Below are 18,043 nucleotides of genomic sequence, written 5' to 3'. Positions count from 1 at the left end.
CCGACCGGCGCGCCGACCGCCACCGGCCCGGACGGCCGGAACCGGACGGGCACCGGGGGGACGGGCGGCGTCGAAGGGCGGCGTCGAAGGGCGATCAAGGGGTAGGCGCACCCCGGGCGGCACCGTCGCCGCCCCGTCGCCGAACCGAGGAGCGCACCATGACCGACACCGTACTGGCGGAGGACCTGTACCGGTTCGAGGACCTGCTGGCCCCCGAGGAGGCCGAGGTGGTGCGGCGGGTCCGCGACTTCCTGGAACGGGAGGTCGCCCCGCACGCCGACGAGTGGTGGGGCCGGGCCGAGTTCCCGCACCAGCTGATCCCCCGCTACGCCGAACTCGACATCTGCGGCCTCGCGTACCGGGAGAAGCCCGCCAGCAGCCTGCTGAACGGCTTCATCGCGCTGGAGATGGCCCGGGTGGACGCCTCGATGGCCACCTTCTACGGCGTCCACTCCGGACTGGCCATGGGCAGCATCGCCCGCTGCGGTTCCCCGGAGCAGCGCGAGCGCTGGCTCCCGGCGATGGCCCGGATGGAGCAGATCGGCGCCTTCGCGCTGACCGAGCCGCAGGGCGGCTCCGACGTCGCCGCCGGGCTCCGCACCACCGCCCGGCGCGAGGGCGACACCTGGGTGCTGAACGGGGCCAAGCGCTGGATCGGCAACGCCACCTTCGCCGACCTGGTGGTGGTCTGGGCCAGGGACGAGGAGACCGACCACGTCCTGGGCTTCGTGGTGCAGGGCGACAACCCGGGGTTCAGCGCCACCCGGATCGAGAACAAGATGGCGCTGCGCACCGTGGAGAACGCCGACGTGGTGCTCACCGACTGCCGGGTCCCCGAGGCGGACCGCCTGCAGCGGGCGGAGGGCTTCCGCGACACCGCCGACGTGCTGCGGCGCACCCGGAGCGGGGTGGCCTGGGAGGCGGTCGGGGTGATGCTCGGCGCCTACCGGATCGCGCTGGACTACACCCGTCGGCGCGAGCAGTTCGGCGGCCCGATCGCCCGCTTCCAGCTGGTCCAGGACCTGCTGGTGCGGATGCTCGGCAACGCCACCTCCTGCCTGGGGATGGTGGTGCGGCTGGCCCAGCTGGAGGACGCCGGCACCTTCCGGGACGAGCACTCCGCCCTGGCCAAGGCGTACTGCACCACCCGGATGCGGGAGACCGTCGGCTGGGGCCGCGAACTCCTGGCGGGCAACGGCATCGTGCTGGACTACAGCATCGCCCGCTTCGTCGCCGACGCCGAGGCGCTCTACTCCTACGAGGGCACCCGGGAGATCAACACCCTGATCGTCGGCCGGGCCGCCACCGGCATCGGCGCCTTCGTCTGATCCCGGCGGCCCCGAAGGCCCCGGCGACCCGGAAGCCCCGGACGGCAGACCGGGATTGACGGGCGGTCACCGCTCCCTGACGGACCGCCGACCCGACTCGCCGTCAGGAGCTTTCCGGCGAGGTGGTGTGCTGCTGCGGGATCACCGGCAGCGCCGGGTCGGCCAGTTGGGGGAGCGGGGCCGCCACCGGCGCGGCGGCGGTGGCGGCGGGAGCGGTGACGGGAACGGGAACGGGGGCGGCCGGGGGCACCGGCTGGATCTTGTCGTCGCGCTCGTCGTCGCCCGCGCCGTCCTTGGTGGTCAGGACGGTGTCGAACACCTCGCGGAGCTTGTCGGTGGCCTGCTTGGAGAACAGCCCGCACAGCCCGGCGATCCCGGCGAAGCCGTAGGGGTTGGTGGCGGTGCCGTCGGTGCCGTTGGCGAACAGGCCGCCGCGCAGCAGGAAGTACACCAGCAGGGCGAGCGCGCCGCCGATCGCGGTGCGCAGCAGGTACCAGGGCAGCCAACTGGGCAGCAGCTGCCGGTTGCCGGCGTAGGTGGCGAAGGAGGTGGCGGCGTGCACGAAGCTGCCCAGGCCGCTGGCGGCGAGCACGGCCAGCAGCATCGCGGTGTTGGAGGTCAGGTGCCAGGGGCCGAGGCCGAGCACCGTCCACGGCATCGGGTCGCCGGTCGGGGCGTGTTCGGCGGTCAGCGTGGTGAGCGGCGTCCAGACGCTGACCAGCACCGCCATGCAGGCGAACGCCTCGACCAGCAGCAGCGCTCCCAGCGGCAGGAGCGTCCAGCCGGACAGCTGCCGCTGGGGCGGCAGTTGGCCGGACGGTTCCGGGGTCGGCCCGCCGGCGGTCTTGGACGCGTCGGTGGCCGACGGGTCCGCGGCCGGGTCCGGCATCGGAGCCGCTGACGGGGAAGCGGAGGAGGACATCGGGGAGTTCGCCTTCCGGTCCGGTGGTGCCTGCACGGAACTGGGCGCGGTGAGCTGGGCGCAGGGGCGGACGCCAACTGTCCGCGGGGACGGACTCTACCCTCCGCATCCGTCCGACGGTGCGTCAGGACGCGGCGTGGGACGCGCCGGGGCGTGCCGGGCCCCGTCGGGAAACGGCGGGCGACGGGGCGCGACGGGGTGCGCGGTGGAGCGGACGGAGCGTCAGGGCGTCGGGTCTCCGCGCCCCCGTGCGCCCCGGTCCGGTTCCGTCCCGCTCCGCCGCGCGGCGGTTCAGCGGCGCCCGCCCGCGAGTCGGGAGAACTTGGCGACCTCGAAGGTGGCGTACGAATTCGAGGCCAGCAGCGAGAACTTGATGCCCTCGCGGCCTTCGGGGCGCCGGTACCCGGTCGGCAGGAAGCGCTTGTAGTGCTCGGCGGCGCGCTGGAAGAACTGCGGGCGCTCGGCGCGGGTCAGGCACCCGGGCAGGTCGAAGACGAACAGGTAGTGCCGGACCATCCTGGTGAACAGGTGCGGGCGCACCGCGGCGGCGACCGGCCCGGTCTCGGCGGGCTGGGCGTCCAGCAGCTCGAAGGCGCTCTCGTAGCGGTCGAACACGTCGAAGTGGCTGGCGCCCTCGCTGCCCGCCGGGTGCAGGGTGTGCCGGCGGCGGATGGTGACGCACTCGCGGTCCAGCACCGCGACCCGGGTGGCGGCCAGCAACGAGCGGTGCACCGCCGAGATCTCCTCGTAGAAGCCGTCCGGGAAGGCCGGGATGGTCCCGCTGCGCATCAGCCGGTCCCAGACGAGCGGCGGGGCGCCGAACAGCTCCGGGCGCTCGGCGGGGGAGAACACCGCGGGCCCGGCGGCGGCCAGCAGTTCGGCCGCGTTGCCCGGCCAGACCTTGCCCCGGTACTCCCGGTTGTGGCCGAACAGCAGCACGTCGACCTCGCCGGTCTCGGTGAGCCGCGCGTCCATCGCCTCGAACGCGTCCTCGGGCAGCAGGTGGTCGGCGTCCAGGAACAGCAGGTACTGCCCGCGGGCGTGCGCGGCCCCGGCCATCCGGGCCCGCCCGATGCCGGTCTCGGCGTCCAGCCGCAGCACCCGCACCCGGGCGTCACGCAGTTCGTACGCCTCGACCAGCCGCTCGGGACAGTGCTCGGACGGGGTCTGCACCACGATGATCTCGAATTCGCGGAAGGACTGCCCGAGCAGGGAGTCGAGGCATTCCTTCAGTTGTCCTTGCTCGTCGTAAGCGGGCAGCACGACGGTGATCAGTGGTGGGGCCATGGCCGGGAGGCTAGGGGCGGGGACAGCCTCAGGCAAAGGTCGGAAGCCGCACCAAAGCGGCGATACCGGACACCGGCCACGGGAAGTTCGCGGAATCTTCACCGAACGGACATGACTGTGCGATGAAATGTCCGGATAGAGGACGGAACGCCGCGACTTGCTGACGTATCGTCAGATGTACGCGCGGTGGCCGAGCTGCGGAGACGCCGTGCGAGCACGCCCCCGGAGCCGCCCGATCAGTACCAGTTGTGCGCCTGCCAGAACGACCACGCCGCGCACGGGCTCCCGTACGTCTCGTTCATGTACGCCAGCCCCCAGGTGATCTGAGTGGCCGGGTTGTCCCGCCAGTCGGCGCCCGCCGACGCCATCTTCGAACCCGGCAGCGCCTGCATCAGCCCGTACGCGCCCGAGGACGCGTTGGTCGCGTGCACGTCCCAACTGCTCTCGCGCTCCACGATGTTCGAGAAGCACTGCAACTGGCCCGCCGGGACGATCTGCGCCGCGATCTGCTGCGGCGTCCCGCTGTACGGGGAGGCCGAGGGCAGCGACGAGGACGGGGACCCGGCCCGGGCCGACGGCGAGGCGGTGGCGGACAGCGACGGGCGCTGCTGCGCGCGGGCGGCCGCCGAGGCCGAGGCGGACGCCCGGGCCTTCGCCTCCGCGGCGGCCTTCGCCTTCGCAGCGGCCTCCGCCTTCGCGGCGCTCTCGGCCGAGGCGGACGCCTCCGCGCTCGCGCTCGCACTGGCGTCGGCCTCCGCCTGGGCGGACGCCGACGCGGAAGCCTCCGCCGCGGCGGACGCGGAGGCCGACGCGGACGCCTGGGCCTCCGCCTGGGTCTGGGCCTCCGCCTGGGCCTGGGTCTGGGCCTCGGTGGAGGCGGCGGCGGACGCGGAGGCCGGAGCGGGGGACGGCGATCCGAAGGCGTCCGCGGACAGGTGCGGGCTGCCGGCCAGCACCGGGTCGGCGGTGGCGTCGGCCGCGCCGCCGTTCTGCGGCAGCGCGAGCGCCAGGGTGGCGGTGCCCGCGACCGCGAGCGTGGCGATGCCGGTCACCAGGCCGTGCCGGTGGCGGTGGAGCTTCTCCGAAAGGGTCAGGGTCCTGCGGTGGCGCATGGCGACCTCTCCTCGCACGGGGCCGGACGGCCGGGACGGACACGCTGGCCGCCGACCGGGACGCGGAGCGCGCCACGGGCCCGGCGGCCGGAGGACCGGCCGGGGCGCACCCGGTGCACGCGGTGGCAGGAGTCCGGCGGCCGAACCGGCCGGACTGCCTGGGGACGGGACATTCTTGACAGACGCCGAACAGCCGAACAACGGCCCTCGAAACTACGCCCCGTAGTAGCGGGCCCGGCACCCCGAGCGGCACCGCCCGGGCCCGGCCGCCCCGCGCAGCCGGTGGCGACCGCCGCCTCCGGACGCCCCGAAGACCACCCCCGACCTGCCAGTTCACCGCCCGGTCGCCCGTCCGCGGACCGCCCCGAGGGGCCGCGCCCGCGATCCGCCGCACACCAACTATCCGGGATCGTCGACCGCCGCCCCGATGTGCGCGGGCTCACAGGGGGTGACCGGGAACCGGACCCGGACCGGCACGCAGCGCACCCGGACCACCACCCGCCGTCCACCGCGCCGGGCCCACCGCCGATACTGGCCCGATGATGATCGCGGTCGTGGCGGTGGCGGCCCTCGGGCTGCTCGGGCTGATGCACTGGTACCTGTGGCGACGCCTGGTCCGGGACGTCTCCCGCCCCGGCGGCCCCTACCGGCGCACCGGCACCGCGCTGGCCCTCCTGCTCCCCGCGCTGATGCTGCTCGCGCTGATCGGCGGCCGGGCCTTCCCGCTCGCGGTGGAACGCTGGTTCGCCTGGCCCGGCTACCTCTGGACGGCCCTCGGCCTCTACCTGCTGCTCGCCCTGCTGGCCGGCGAGGCACTGCGCCCGCTGCTGCTCCGCCTCCGCCGCCCCCGTCCGCGCGCTGCCGCCGTCCGGCCGGAGACCGTCCGGCCGGAGACCGTCCGCCCGGAGCCTGCCGAACCGGAGTCCGCCGAACCGGAGTCCGCCGCGCCCGCCGAGCCGGTCGTGCAGAGCACTGCCGAGAGCACTGCCGAGAGCACTGCCGAGAGCGCGGTCGAGAGCGTCGCCTCACGGCGGCTGTTCGTCTCCCGGGTGGTGGCCGGCGGCGCTGCGGCGGTGGCCGTCGGGGTGGTCGGCGCCGGCACGTACGGGGTGCTGCGCGGGCCGCGGATCAAGCAGGTCACGGTGCCGCTGGCGAAGCTCCCGCGCGCGGCGCACGGCTACCGGATCGCGGTGGTCAGCGACATCCACCTCGGGCCGATCCTCGGCCGGGCGCACACCCGGCGGATCGTCGACACCATCAACGCCGTCCAGCCCGACCTGATCACCGTGGTCGGCGACCTGGTCGACGGCACCGTCCCCGAACTCGGCCCGGCCGCCCGCCCGCTGGCCGACCTGCGGGCCAGGGACGGGGCGTACTTCGTCACCGGCAACCACGAGTACTTCTCCGGCGCCGCGCCCTGGGTGGAGTTCGTCCGCGAGCTGGGCGTGCACCCGCTGGAGAACGACCGGGTCGAGCTGCCCCGGTTCGACCTGGCGGGCGTCAACGACCTCGCCGGCACCGCGCACGGCCAGGGCCCCGACTACGACCGGGCGCTCGGCGACCGCGACCGCACCCGCGCCGCCGTCCTGATGGCGCACCAGCCGGTCACCATCCGCGACAGCGTGCGCCACGGCGTCGACCTCCAGTTCTCCGGCCACACCCACGGCGGTCAGCTCTGGCCCGGCAACTACCTGGCCGAACTGGCCAACCCCACCGTCGCGGGCCTGGAGCGCTACGGCGACACCCAGCTCTACGTCACCCGCGGCGCGGGTGCCTGGGGCCCACCGGTCCGGGTCGGCGCGCCCTCCGACATCACGGTCGTCACCCTCGCCTCGCTGCACGCCTGACGCCCGGGGCCGGGCGGCCCGGGACGCCCGGGCCGGGCCGGAGGCGGGGCAGGGTCGTCAGGGGTGCATCCGGGCTCCCTTGAGCACCTTGTCCACCGCGTTGCGCGGGCCGTGCAGGGCCAGGCCGACCAGGTCCAGCGCCGTGGTCGGCACGGCCCGGACCGCCGCCCGGTTGTCGCGGTCGTTGCCGGTGGCGAACAGTTCCGCGGTGAACACCGCCGTCGGCAGCCCGCGGGACAGCGCCCGCCCGTGCGCGGCGGCCAGCAGCTCGGACCCGCCCTCCAGGACCAGCACCGGCTGGCGGAACATCGGCAGGTAGCCCGCGCCGTCCGCGTCCAGGTACGGCTCGCCGATCAGCTCCGGGACGGCGGTGCCCAGCCCGCTCACCAGGAAGGCCGTCACGTTCAGCCGCTGCCACGGCGCGAGGTCCGCGCGGAGCAGCACGGCGATCTTGCTGTCGAAGCGGACGGGCGCGGGGGAGGGGGAGAGGTCGGTGCCGGGGGCGGGGGAGGTCAGGGTGTTGTCCATGGAGTGAGCGTGCCGCCCGCCGCGCCGTCCGGTCTTGTACGTTCTTCGCATGCCCGCAGCGCCGCCGGAGGAGACCGCCGCCTGGCGCCCGTCCGTCCCCGGCGTGGTCGAGGTGTTCCACGCGCACTTCACCGCGCACCGCTACCCCATGCACGTCCACGACTCCTGGACGCTGCTGATCGTCGACGACGGCGCCGTCCGCTACGACCTCGACCGCCACCGCCGGGGCACCCCGCACGACACCGTCAGCCTGCTGCCCCCGGGCGTCCCGCACAACGGCTCACCGGCCACCGAGGACGGCTTCCGCAAACGCGTGCTCTACCTCGAACCAGGCCAACTGGGACGGGAGTTGATCGGCCCGGCGGTCGACGGGCCGGACCTCGCCGACCCGCTGCTGCGCCGCCGGGTCGGACAGCTGCACACCCTGCTCGGCCGGCCCGGCGAAGAGCTGGAGGCCGAGAGCCGACTGGCCCTGATCGGCGAACGGCTCCGCCACCACCTGCGCCCGCGCGCCACCGCCGCCGCGACGGCCCCCGCCGCCGCGACGGCCCCCGCCGCCGCGACGGCCCCCGCCCCCGGGCTCGCCCACGGCCTGCGCGACCTGCTCGACGCCCGCCTCACCGAACGCACCACCCTCGCCGACGCCGCCGACCGGCTGCACGCCCACCCCGCCCACCTGGTCCGCACCTTCACCGCCGCGTTCGGCCTCCCCCCGCACCAGTACCTCACCACCCGCCGGATCGACCGCGCCCGCCGCCTCCTGCTGGACGGCCACCCCCCGGCCGCCGTCGCCACCGCCCTCGGCTTCCACGACCAGTCCCACCTCGCCCGCCACTTCCGCCGCATCGTCGGCACCACCCCGGGCCGCTTCGCGGGGCGGCGCCGGTAGCCGTGGGGCGAGCGGCACGGGCGGCACGGGCGGGTGAAAGTTTCAGCGCGGAAGGCCCGTCGGCGGGGGTTCCGCTGCGGGTTCGGGGGCCGGGGCCGGGGCGGTCTTGACGGGGCGGTGGCGGGGTGGCTGCATGGGCCGCTCCGCCACCACACCGATCCCTGCCGGGGAGACCTGCCATGCGCCCGACCCACCCCGTCCGAGCCGCGCTCTCGCTGGCCGTGCTGCTCGCGTCCGGCCTCGGACTCGCCACCGCGCCCGCCCAAGCCGCCGCGCCCGCCGCGCCCGCCGCGCCCGCCGCGCCCGCCGCGTCCGGGGCGCGGACCCTCGCGCCGGACACCCGGTTCTACGTCGACCCGGCGGGCAAGGCCGCGCAGCAGGCGCTGACCGACCTCAAGGCGCACGACCTGGCGGGGGCCGCCGCGATGGCGCAGCTGGCGTCCTGGCCGATCGCGCAGTGGTTCAACGGCACGGCGACCCCGCGGGAGACCACCGACGCGATGGCCGCGCTCCAGGCGAAGGCCGCCCTGGCCCGGCAGGTGCCGGTCACCGTGGCGTACAACGTGCCGGGCCGGGACTGCTCGCAGTACTCGGCGGGCGGCGCGTCCAACAGCACCGAGTACGCGGCCTGGATCGACGCCCTGGCCCGCGGCATCGGCGACCGTAGGACGGTGGTCATCCTGGAGCCGGACGGCCTCGCCCTGTCGCCCGCGTTCTGCGGCGGCACCGCCGCCCAGCAGCAGGACCGCCTCGCCGAGATCTCCGGCGCCGTGGACCGGCTGGAGCGCCAGCGCGGCGCGATCGTCTACCTGGACGCCGGACACAGCACCTGGCAGAACGTCGGCACCCAGGCGCAGCTGCTGATCGACGGCGGCGTGGCGCGCGCGCAGGGCTTCTTCCTGAACGTGTCGAACTACCAGACCGACGCCTCGCTGATCCGCTACGGCACCCAGGTCTCGCAGTGCGTCTGGTACCTGCGCAACACCCCGGGCGCCACCGCCGACTCCTGCGCCAACCAGTACTGGCCGGACGCCGACGCCGACGCCTGGTACGCCGAGCACGTCCCCGCCACGGCCGAGCTGACCCACTTCGTGATCGACAGCAGCCGCAACGGCCGGGGCCCGTGGACGCCGGAGCCCGGCAAGTACACCGGCGACCCGCAGACCTGGTGCAACCCGCCCGGCCGCGGCCTGGGCACCCGCCCCACCGCCGACACCGGCCGGGCCCTGCTGGACGCCTTCCTCTGGGTCAAGGTCCCCGGCGAGTCCGACGGCAGCTGCACCCGCGGCACGGCAGGCCCGGCCGACCCCGAGTACGGCTCGGTCGACCCGGTCGCGGGCGGCTGGTGGCCCGCGCAGGCCCGCTCCCTGGCGGACGACGCGACCCCGAAGCTGACCTTCAACACCCACCTGTTCCCGTCGCACTGACGGCACCCGGCCGACGGACGCCCGGGCGGGCCCCACCCGCCCGGGCGTCCGCGCGTCCGCAGGTCCGCGCCTCCACCGGCTACCCCGCCCCGCCGCCGTCCGCGTGCCGGGCGACGATCTCCCGCATGGACGCCAGGAAGCCCTCGACGGTGGCCCGTTCGACCGGGGACAGCCCGTCGACCAGGGCGACCGTCTCGCCGATCAGCGGGCCGAAGAAGCCCTGGCCGAGGGCCACCGCCCGCTCGGTGACCTCCAGCAGCACCCGCCGCCGGTCGTGCGGGTCGCGGGCGCGGCGGACGTGGCCCAGCCGCTCCAGCCGGTCCAGCACGGCGGTGGTGCCCGCCGAGTTGACGCCCAGCTCGCGGCCCAGCCGCCCGGGCGTGGCGGGCGTCCCGGCCCGGGCGGCGTCCAGCAGCGCGATCAGCGCCCGCAGGTCGGTCGGGTGCAGGCCGTGGCGCTGCGCGAACGCGGCGGCCAGCAGGTCGAGTTCGACGGTCAGCGCGCGCAGCTGGTGGACGGTGCGCAGGCCCGGGCCGGGGTCGGTCATCCGGTCGGTCATCCGGTCGGTCATCCGGTCGGCCTCTCTGGGGACGGGGACGGGGTGGTTGTTCGGGGGCGGCTCCGTCCCGCATAGTATCTCGCTGAGCGAGAAACTTGCTGCACGAGATGATTGCCGAGCGAGACGACTGCCGAGCGAGGCAACTGCCCGAGGAGCCCCGATGGGATTCGACCGGTCCGCCTTCCTGTCCGCCTACGACGCCCTGCTCGACCGCTGGCCCGTCCCGGTCGACACCCTCGACCTCGCCACCCCGTACGGCACCACCCGGGTCAACGCCGCCGGGCCGCCCGGCGCCCCGCCCCTGCTGCTGCTCCACGGCGGCGGCGCGACCGCCGCCAGTTGGTGGGCCAACGTCGGCGAACTCGCCCGCACCGCCCGGGTGTTCGCCGTCGACCGGATCGGCGAGGCCGGCCGCTCCGACCCGGCGGGCCGACCGCGACCGCGCACCGTCGAGGACCTGCACGGCTGGCTGGACGCCGTCCTCGACGCGCTCGGCGCCGACCGCGCCGACCTGTGCGGGCACTCGTACGGCGGCTGGATCGCCCTGTCCTACGCGCTGCGCCGTCCCGCCCGGGTCTCCCGGCTGGCGCTGCTCGACCCGACCGGCTGCTTCACCGGCTTCCGCCTCCCCTACCTGCTGCACGCCGCCCCGCTGCTGGCCCGCCCCAGCGAGCGCCGGGCCCGCGCCTTCCTGGCCTGGGAGACCGGCGGCGCCCCGCTCGACCCGGACTGGGTCCGCCTGTACGGCCTCGCCGCGACCTTCCCCGCCGCCCGTCCGGTCACCGGCCCCCGCCCCGGCCCCGCAGCGCTGGCCGCCCTCGACGCCCCGTGCCTGGTCCTCCCCGCCGCCGACAGCCGCAGCCACGACCCGCGCACCCTCGCCGCCCGCGCCACGGCCCTGCTGCCCCGGGCCCGGGTCCGCACCCTGGCCGGGGTCTCCCACCACGACCTGCCCCACCGGCACCCCGCCGCGCTGAACGCCGAACTCGCCGACTTCCTGGCCCGGTAGGGGCTGTCCTCGCACCCCCGCCGCCCGCAGGGCGGCCGCGCGGCGGCCGGTGCGGTGAGGGGGCGTGCCGGGGGAGCCGCGGGGCGGTGGGCGGGGGAGCCGGGTACCGGGTCCATACTTGGGCGGTCCGTCCGTCGAGAGGCATCCTCCGCATGGCCAAGAACTCCGCCGCACCGCGTGCCCGCGCACGCCGGGCGCTGCTGCAACTCACCGGGGTGAGCCGCTCGTACGGCGGCCGGGAGGTGCTGCACCCCGTCGACCTCGACCTGGCGGCCGGCGAGTGCGTCGCCCTGCTCGGGCACAACGGCTCCGGCAAGTCGACCCTGCTGCGGATCGCCGCCGGGCGCGACCTGCCGACCAAGGGCACGGTGCGCTTCGACGGCCTGGCGATGAACGAGAACGACCCCCGGATCCGGGCCCGGGTCGCGGTCGTCGGCGACACCGTCGCCTGCTACCCCGACCTCACGGTGCGCGAGCACCTGCTGCTGGTCGCCGTCGCGCACGGCGTCGCCGACGCCGCCGACTGGGTCGACCAGGTGCTGGCGGACCGCTCGCTCACCGAACGGGCCGACGCACTGCCCTCCGCCCTCTCCTCGGGGCAGATGCAGGCCCTGCTGCTGGCCTGCGCGCTGGTCCGGCCGCGCGACCTGCTGCTGCTCGACGAACCCGAGCAGCGCCTCGACCCGCAGGCCCGCCGCCGCCTCGCCGAACTCCTCACCGCGGAACTCGCCGACGGGGTCGCGGTGCTGCTGGTCACCCACCACGGCGACCTCGCCCGGGAGGTCGCCGACCGGGTGGTGGTGCTGGAGGAGGGCCGGATCGTCCGCCAGGGCCCGCCCGCCGAGATCCTCGCCGCGGACGCCCCCGGCTACCCCGCACCGGCCGGGGCCCGGTGAACCGCCCCGAGGCCCGGGCCGAAGCCGTGACCGAGGTCGAAGCCGAGACCGGGGCCGAGGCCGAGGCGGCGGCCGTGGTCGTGGTCGCGGAGGACGGGCCCGAGGACGCGGCCCCCGCCCCCGCCACCGCCGCCGAGTGGACGGCGGACGACGACTGGACCGACGAGGCGCTGGCCCTGCTGCGCGCCCTGCGCGCCCCGCACCGGCGCAACCGGTTCAAGCAGGTCGCCTTCGGGCTCTACTGCACCCTGCTGATCCTGGTGATCTGGGGCGGCGTCCCCAGCTTCGGCCTGTTCCTCCAGGCGTCGATGGGCGCGGACTACACCACCCACGGCCCCGGCCTGCTGGCCGCCCTGCCCAGCGGCATCGCCGCGGTGGGGCTGGCGACGCTGCTGCTGGCCGTCCGCGACGGACTGTGGCGCGGGCCGGTCGTCCCGCCCCGGGCCACCACCGACTGGCTGCTGGCCCACCCGGTCCGGCCCCGGCCGGTGCTGCGCCCGTGGTTCTGGCTCTCCTGCGGGCTGGCCGCCCTGCCCGGGCTGGTGCTGGCCGTCGGCGGCATGGTCGCGCTCGGCCTGACCGTGCGGGTCGGCCTGCCCGCCGCGCTCGGCTGGTGCCTGGTGGGCGGGGTGTGCCTGCCGCTGCTGGGCGTCTGCGCGGGCCTGCTGGTGCAGCACAGCCCGCGGGCCGCCCGCTGGGCGCGCACCCTGACCCCGTACGCGACCGTGCTGGTCCTGGCGCTCGCGGTGCAGAGCGGGCTGGCCGTCGCGGGCCACCCCGTGCCCTGGCTGGAGCGGGTCGAGCTGTGGTCGGGCCCGTGGGGCTGGGCCGGGATCGCCGCGCTGGCCCCGACGCCCGCCGCCGTCCCGGGCGGCTGGTTCGCCGCCGCGCTGCTGCTGGTGCCGACCGCGCTCGGCCTGGTGCTCGCCGACCGGGCCGTCGCCACCGTCCCGCTGCCCCTGCTGCGCGAGCGGGCCCGGACGGCCGCCGGGGTGCTGGCCGCACTGCGCACCGTCGAGCTGCGGGCCGCCCGGCTGGCGGTGGCCGGAGCCTCCGGCGGCGGACGGCCGCTGCGGGTCCGGCTGCCCGCGCCCCGGCGGCCCCGGCTGGTGCTGTACTGGCGCGACACCCTCTCGCTGCTGCGGGCCCCGGCCCGGCTCGGGCGCGCGGTGCTGCTGACCGTGCCGGCGCTGCTCTGCGCGGTGCTGGCGCACGGCGCCCGGGGCGGGCTGTCCTGGGCGGTCACGGTGCTCGCCCTGCTGTTCGGCTACCTGGCCGCGGCCCAGCTGCTGGAGCCCGCCCGGATCGAGACCGACGACGTCCGCCGGGCGTCCTGGTCCCCGTACCCGTTCGCCGAGCTCATGCTGCGCCACGCGGTGGTGCCCGCCGGGCTCGGGCTGGTCCTGGCGGCGGCCGGGGCGGGCGCGGTGCTGGCGTCCGGCGGCGGGGCGGCGGCCTGGCTGGCGCCGCTGGCCGTCCCGCCGCTGGTCGCGGCCGGGCTGGTGAACGCCTGCCGCGGCGCGGCCCGTCGCGACCTGCTGTACCGCTCGGCGCAGCCGTCCGGCGGGAGCACCGGTGTCGCGGTGTTCGCCGCCTGGTACGCGGCCGGCCCGGCGGTGGCCCTGCCGGTGCTGGCCCTGCCGTTCTCGGCGGCGCTGCGCGGCGGGTCGGCGTCCTCGCTGGTCCAGGCCCTGGTGATCGCCCTGGTGCTGGCCGCGCTCCTGCTCTCCTGGGCCCACGCCCGGGCGGGCCGCCTGCCCGCGCAGGCCCGCCCCGGCCCCGCGGGGCCGCAGTAGGGCGACGGCGGGGCAGCGGAGCGGGGCCGCCACCGGTAGCGCCGGGCGACCGCGCCGAAGGCGGCCTCGGGCTCCCGGGGCAGGTGGGGGGCGATCGGCGCCGCACCGCCCGTCGAGCAGCCCGACGACGCCCGGCCGGGGCCATCGCGCGGGTCGCCGTCCAGGCGGGACGTCCGGCCGCGTGCGACGCGTCCGGCGTCGTGGTCGTGTTTCCCCGGCGTGCCCGGTGCTTGCCCTCCGCCGTTCCTGCCGTCCTGGGGCGGGCCGGAGCCGTCGGCAAGTCTGCGCTGCCGCAAGTGTGCGCCAAGGTAAATGTGCGTGACGGTAAGTGTGCACGAAGGCAAGTGTGCGAGCGCAGACATTTGCGTCGGCGCATGATTGCGGGCGTGCAGGGCGATGTGGAACGCTGGTGCCCGTGACGACACCTGGGCTGCGGGAGCGGAAGAAGCGGGCCACCCGGGAGGCGCTGCGCGAAGCGGCCCTGCGGCTGGCCCTGGAGCGGGGGCCGGACGAGGTGCGGGTGGAGGACGTCGCCGAGGCGGCCGGGGTCTCGCCGCGCACGTACCACAACTACTTCGCCGGGCGGGAGCAGGCGATCGTCTCCGCCGTCACCGCCGACCGGGAGGAGCGGGTCGCCGCGGCGGTCGCGGCCCGGCCCGCGCGGGTGCGGCTGGCCGAGGCGGTCACCGACGCGGTGGTCGAGCAGTACACCGGCACCGGCGAGCGGGCCCCCGAGGCACTGCTGCTGATCGCCGCCCGGCCCGCGCTGCGCGAGGCGTTCCTCGGCACCACCGCCGGGATCGAGGCCCCGCTCGCGGCGGCGATCGCCGGACGCCTGGACGGCGCGGGGGCGCAAGGGGCCCGGGTCCTCGCGGCGGCCACCGCCGCCGCGGTCCGGATCGCGCTGGAGGACTGGCTCCGTCCGCCCGCGACCGGCCCGGCCGGGGGCCAGGCCGGCCCCGACGGCTCGCTGCCCGAGCGGCTGCGCGCGGCGCTGGCCCCGCTCGGGCCCGCGTTCGACGCCGCCGAGCGGCCCGCCCGGCCGGTGCGGCGGGTGGTGCCGAACCTGCGGGTGGCGGGGGAGGGGGAGCGGACGCGGTCGGAGAACCGGGAGTTCTACGGGCGGCTCGGGTTCGAGGAGGCCATGAACCACGGCTGGATCATGACGCTGGCCGGGCCCGGCAGCCCGACCGCCCAGGTGAGCCTGATGGCCCGGGACGCCACCGCGCCCGTGGTGCCGGACCTGAGCGTGGAGGTGGCCGACGTGGACGCCGCGCACGCCGCGATGCTGGCCGCGGGGGCCGAGATCGTCCACCCGCTGAGCGACGAGGAGTGGGGCGTGCGCCGCTTCTTCGTCCGGGACCCGAACGGCCGGGTGGTGAACGTCCTGGGCCACCGCTGAGCGGGCGGGATGGCCACCGGGCGGCCACCGGGCGACTACCAGCCGGTGCGCAGGCGGTAGGAGGCCGTCAGATCGCGGACCTCCGCCGAGCGCACCACCTCGCGGCCCAGCACGGGGCGCAGGTGCTTGTCGAGCAGCCGCAGCACCTCCTCCGAGAGGCGGGCCTTGAGCCCCTCCGGCCGTCCGGGCAGCAGGCCGATCGCGATGTGCACGAAGGCCACCACCTGCCCGTCCGCGGCGTCGACCCAGGTCTCCGCCGCCGGGCGGAAGAAGGTCTTGCACACGCCCCGGGACGCCACCCACTCGCGCACCAGCGGGTGCAGCTCGCGCACGAAGCCGGGGCGGTCGAAGGCGTCGGCGAGCTGCGGCGAGTAGTCGACGGTGATGTGGGGCATGGCGGGACCTCTCCGCACAGACGCTTGGCTTCTACATCCACCCATCCTCTCCCCGGCCCACCCCGCCCCCGCGCCCGGGGTGCCCCGCGCGCCCGCGGAGCAGACACCGCGGAGCGGACACCACCGGGCGGACAGCGGTCACCGGCGCCCCCGCCACTGCCCGTCCGGACTGCCCGTCCGGCCCGACACCGCACCGCACGCGGGTCGACCCGGACCTCCGCGGCCTCCAGCGGGAACCGGCCGATGCCGTGGCCGCGCGGTCAAGCGCGCAGCCGCCCGCCCGCCCTCGGCCGCTTCGCCCGCTTCGGCAGATCCGGGTGGTCCAGCACGCGGACCCGCTCCGCCTCGTCCTCGTCCACGACCCCGTCCCGTCGGCCGCCTGACGCCCTGTCACGCGAACGGGCCCCGGTGGGAACCGGCTCGCCGACCCGGGAAATCCGGGCGCGGCCATTGGCCCGCTCCGAGCCGGGAGTGTAGGAATGGGCGTATGACCCGGTTTCGGGCAGCACCCGGTGCACGCAGCGTGGCGGGCGGTACCCCTCCGCGACGGCTGTCCATCGCCGCACGTCCCGCCCCGGCGGCCCGCGTGGCGCCCGCCCCCGCCGGACGGCCCGGATGAGGCCCGCCGCGGACGGGCGGGGCCGGCACCGCGCGCCCGTACCGGCCGTCGTCCGCGAGGCGGTGCTGCTGCTCGACCCGGACCGGGTGCTGCGCCACGCCAACGACGAGGCCCGCCGCCTGCTCGACCTGCCCGCCGACTGCGAGGGCCGCCCGCTCGACGCGTTCGACCTGCCGCCCGCCCTGACCGCGCTGCTGCACGGCTCCGAGGAGTTCACCGACGCCCGCGCCGTCGTCCACGACCGCGTCCTCGGCGTCGACCTGCACCCCACCGACCGCTCCGGCGGCCCGTCCTACCTGATCGCCACCCTGCGCGACACCGCCCCGCTCCACGGGTCCGACACCGCCCGGCTGCGCCTGGAACTGCTCTACCGGGCCGGTGCCTCGATCGGCACCACCCTCGACATCACCCGCACCTGCGAGGAACTCGCCGCCGCCCTGGTCCCGGCGTTCGCCGACTTCGCCTGCGTCGACCTGTACGAGGGCGTGCTGGCCGGCGGCGAACCGCGCCCCGGGCAGAGCCGCCCGCTGCACCGCGCCGCGCTGGCCGGCATCGGCGAACTGCCGCCGCTGCTGGCCCCCGGCTCGCCCGTCCCGCTCGTCCCCGGCACCCCCCGGGCCCGGGCCGTCGCCGGGCTGCGCTCGGTGGTCGAACCCGACCTGTCGGCCGCGCTGGCCGCCTGGGACGAGATCCACCCGAGCACCGTCGAGGCGATGCGCGACCAGGGCGTGCACACCCTGGTCACGGTGCCGCTGACGGTCGGCGGGACGCTGCTGGGCGTGGCCACCTTCTGGCGGGCCCGCCCGCGCCCGGCCTTCGACGAGGAGGACCGCACCCTCGCCGAGGAACTCACCGCCCGCGCCGCCGTCCTGGTCGAGAACGCCCGCCGCTACACCCGCGAGCACACCATGGCCGTCGCCCTCCAGCACAGCCTGCTGCCCGCCGGGCTCCCCGAGCAGCACGCCCTGGAGGTCGCCTCCCGCTACCTGCCCGCGCAGGCCGGCGTCGGCGGCGACTGGTTCGACGTCATCCCGCTCTCCGGCGCCCGGGTCGCCCTGGTGGTCGGCGACGTGGTCGGCCACGGCGTGCACGCCGCCGCCACCATGGGACGGCTGCGCACCGCCGTGCACACCTTCTCCTCGCTCGACCTCGCCCCCGACGAACTGCTCGGCCACCTCGACGCCCTGGTCAACCGCCTCGACCAGGAACACCCCGCGCCCGACGGCAGCGAACGCCCGATCACCGGCGCGACCTGCCTGTACGCCGTCTACGACCCGGTCACCCGCCGCTGCACCCTCGCCCGGGCCGGCCACCCGCCGCCCGCCGTGGCCTACCCCGACGGCCGGGTCGAGATCGTCGACCTGCCCGCCGGGCCGCCGCTCGGCCTCACCGGCATGCCCTACGAGAGCGTCGAACTCGAACTCCCCGAGGGCAGCCGGCTGGTGCTGTACACCGACGGGCTGGTCGAGTCCCGCAGCCACGACCTCGACCACGGCCTGAAACTGCTGCGCGCCGCCCTCGCCCACCCCGGCCGCGACCCCCGGCAGACCTGCGAGGACGTGCTGGCCGCCCTGCTGCCGGTCAACCCCGCCGACGACACCGCCCTGCTGGTGGCCCGCACCCGCGCGCTGCCCGCCGACCACGTCGCCGACTGGGAGGTCCCCGCCGACCCCGCCGCCGTCGCCCGCATCCGGGCCGCCGTCACCCGCCGCCTGGCCGACTGGGGCCTGGCCGACCAGGCGTTCGCCGCCGAACTCGTGCTCAGCGAACTGATCACCAACGCCATCCGGTACGCCGCCCCGCCGATCCGGGTCCGGCTGCTGCGCGACCGGGCGCTGATCTGCGAGGTCCGGGACGGCTCGGCCACCTCCCCGCACCTGCGCTACGCCACCGACACCGACGAGGGCGGGCGCGGCCTGTTCCTGGTCGCCCAGCTCGCCGAGCGCTGGGGCACCCGCTACCCCGCCAGCGGGAAGGTCATCTGGGCCGAACTGCCGCTGGCGGAGTGACCGGGGGACGGGCCGGGG

The 18,043-nt window shown here is 76.6% G+C and carries 15 protein-coding genes and 1 pseudogene; 10 read left to right on the top strand and 6 right to left on the bottom strand.

Annotated elements, in window-relative coordinates:
* Positions 1-158: 158 nt before the first annotated feature.
* Positions 159-1,328, top strand: coding sequence for an acyl-CoA dehydrogenase family protein (locus ACIQVD_RS19285; protein ID WP_100834550.1), 1,170 nt, complete (start codon positions 159-161; stop codon positions 1,326-1,328).
* Positions 1,329-1,431: 103 nt separating this feature from the next.
* On the opposite strand, the gene ACIQVD_RS19280 is transcribed toward ACIQVD_RS19285, so the two are convergent.
* From ACIQVD_RS19280 to ACIQVD_RS19270, 3 genes are all read right to left on the bottom strand, one after another.
* Positions 1,432-2,250 carry a hypothetical protein gene (locus ACIQVD_RS19280; protein ID WP_402290560.1) on the bottom strand — a complete coding sequence of 273 codons (819 nt, stop codon included), beginning with the start codon at positions 2,248-2,250 and terminating at the stop codon, positions 1,432-1,434.
* Positions 2,251-2,541: 291 nt separating this feature from the next.
* Positions 2,542-3,537, bottom strand: coding sequence for a glycosyltransferase family 2 protein (locus ACIQVD_RS19275; protein ID WP_402290557.1), 996 nt, complete (start codon positions 3,535-3,537; stop codon positions 2,542-2,544).
* 236 nt (positions 3,538-3,773) lie between these two features.
* The gene (locus ACIQVD_RS19270) at positions 3,774-4,649 is read right to left on the bottom strand and encodes a lytic transglycosylase domain-containing protein (RefSeq protein ID WP_402290554.1); all 876 of its coding nucleotides are present in this window, start codon (positions 4,647-4,649) and stop codon (positions 3,774-3,776) included.
* Positions 4,650-5,191: 542 nt separating this feature from the next.
* On the opposite strand from ACIQVD_RS19270, the gene ACIQVD_RS19265 reads away from it, so the two are divergent.
* Positions 5,192-6,496: a metallophosphoesterase gene (locus ACIQVD_RS19265; RefSeq protein WP_402290662.1), complete on the top strand. Its 1,305-nt coding sequence runs from the start codon at positions 5,192-5,194 to the stop codon at positions 6,494-6,496.
* 57 nt (positions 6,497-6,553) lie between these two features.
* Here ACIQVD_RS19265 and ACIQVD_RS19260 read toward each other — a convergent pair whose 3' ends face one another.
* On the bottom strand, positions 6,554-7,024 hold the full coding sequence (locus ACIQVD_RS19260) for a DUF2000 family protein (RefSeq protein WP_400680998.1): 471 nt from the start codon (positions 7,022-7,024) through the stop codon (positions 6,554-6,556).
* A 49-nt stretch (positions 7,025-7,073) separates the two neighbouring features.
* Between ACIQVD_RS19260 and ACIQVD_RS19255 the strand changes: the two genes are divergently transcribed.
* Positions 7,074-7,913: an AraC family transcriptional regulator gene (locus tag ACIQVD_RS19255; protein ID WP_402290551.1), complete on the top strand. Its 840-nt coding sequence runs from the start codon at positions 7,074-7,076 to the stop codon at positions 7,911-7,913.
* A gap of 179 nt (positions 7,914-8,092) precedes the next feature.
* Positions 8,093-9,340, top strand: coding sequence for a glycoside hydrolase family 6 protein (locus tag ACIQVD_RS19250; RefSeq protein ID WP_402290548.1), 1,248 nt, complete (start codon positions 8,093-8,095; stop codon positions 9,338-9,340).
* Positions 9,341-9,419: 79 nt separating this feature from the next.
* Here the strand turns inward: ACIQVD_RS19250 and ACIQVD_RS19245 are convergent, their stop codons facing one another.
* On the bottom strand, positions 9,420-9,887 hold the full coding sequence (locus ACIQVD_RS19245) for a MarR family winged helix-turn-helix transcriptional regulator (RefSeq protein WP_402290659.1): 468 nt from the start codon (positions 9,885-9,887) through the stop codon (positions 9,420-9,422).
* A 172-nt stretch (positions 9,888-10,059) separates the two neighbouring features.
* On the opposite strand from ACIQVD_RS19245, the gene ACIQVD_RS19240 reads away from it, so the two are divergent.
* From ACIQVD_RS19240 to ACIQVD_RS19220, 5 genes and pseudogenes are all read left to right on the top strand, one after another.
* Complete coding sequence (locus ACIQVD_RS19240) at positions 10,060-10,908, top strand: alpha/beta fold hydrolase (RefSeq protein ID WP_400681007.1); 849 nt, start codon at positions 10,060-10,062, stop codon at positions 10,906-10,908.
* 152 nt (positions 10,909-11,060) lie between these two features.
* Entirely contained in the window at positions 11,061-11,804 is a 744-nt protein-coding gene (locus ACIQVD_RS19235; RefSeq protein ID WP_400681009.1) for an ABC transporter ATP-binding protein, read from the top strand.
* Positions 11,805-11,830: 26 nt separating this feature from the next.
* The gene (locus ACIQVD_RS19230; protein ID WP_402290544.1) at positions 11,831-13,600 is read left to right on the top strand and encodes a hypothetical protein; all 1,770 of its coding nucleotides are present in this window, start codon (positions 11,831-11,833) and stop codon (positions 13,598-13,600) included.
* A gap of 415 nt (positions 13,601-14,015) precedes the next feature.
* A pseudogene (locus tag ACIQVD_RS19225) lies at positions 14,016-14,645 on the top strand (TetR/AcrR family transcriptional regulator); the annotation flags it as partial.
* Entirely contained in the window at positions 14,646-15,002 is a 357-nt protein-coding gene (locus tag ACIQVD_RS19220) for a VOC family protein (protein WP_100838228.1), read from the top strand.
* 35 nt (positions 15,003-15,037) lie between these two features.
* On the opposite strand, the gene ACIQVD_RS19215 is transcribed toward ACIQVD_RS19220, so the two are convergent.
* Entirely contained in the window at positions 15,038-15,397 is a 360-nt protein-coding gene (locus ACIQVD_RS19215; RefSeq protein WP_400681011.1) for a 5-carboxymethyl-2-hydroxymuconate Delta-isomerase, read from the bottom strand.
* Positions 15,398-16,012: 615 nt separating this feature from the next.
* Here ACIQVD_RS19215 and ACIQVD_RS19210 point away from each other — a divergent pair.
* Positions 16,013-18,025, top strand: coding sequence for a SpoIIE family protein phosphatase (locus tag ACIQVD_RS19210; RefSeq protein WP_400681012.1), 2,013 nt, complete (start codon positions 16,013-16,015; stop codon positions 18,023-18,025).
* Positions 18,026-18,043: the final 18 nt, after the last annotated feature.

Source organism: Kitasatospora sp. NPDC090308, from assembly GCF_044769485.1.
Lineage (GTDB): Bacteria > Actinomycetota > Actinomycetes > Streptomycetales > Streptomycetaceae > Kitasatospora > Kitasatospora fiedleri.
The sequence above is the reverse complement of the archived record's forward strand: the minus strand, read 5'-3'. Positions and strand labels throughout refer to the sequence as shown.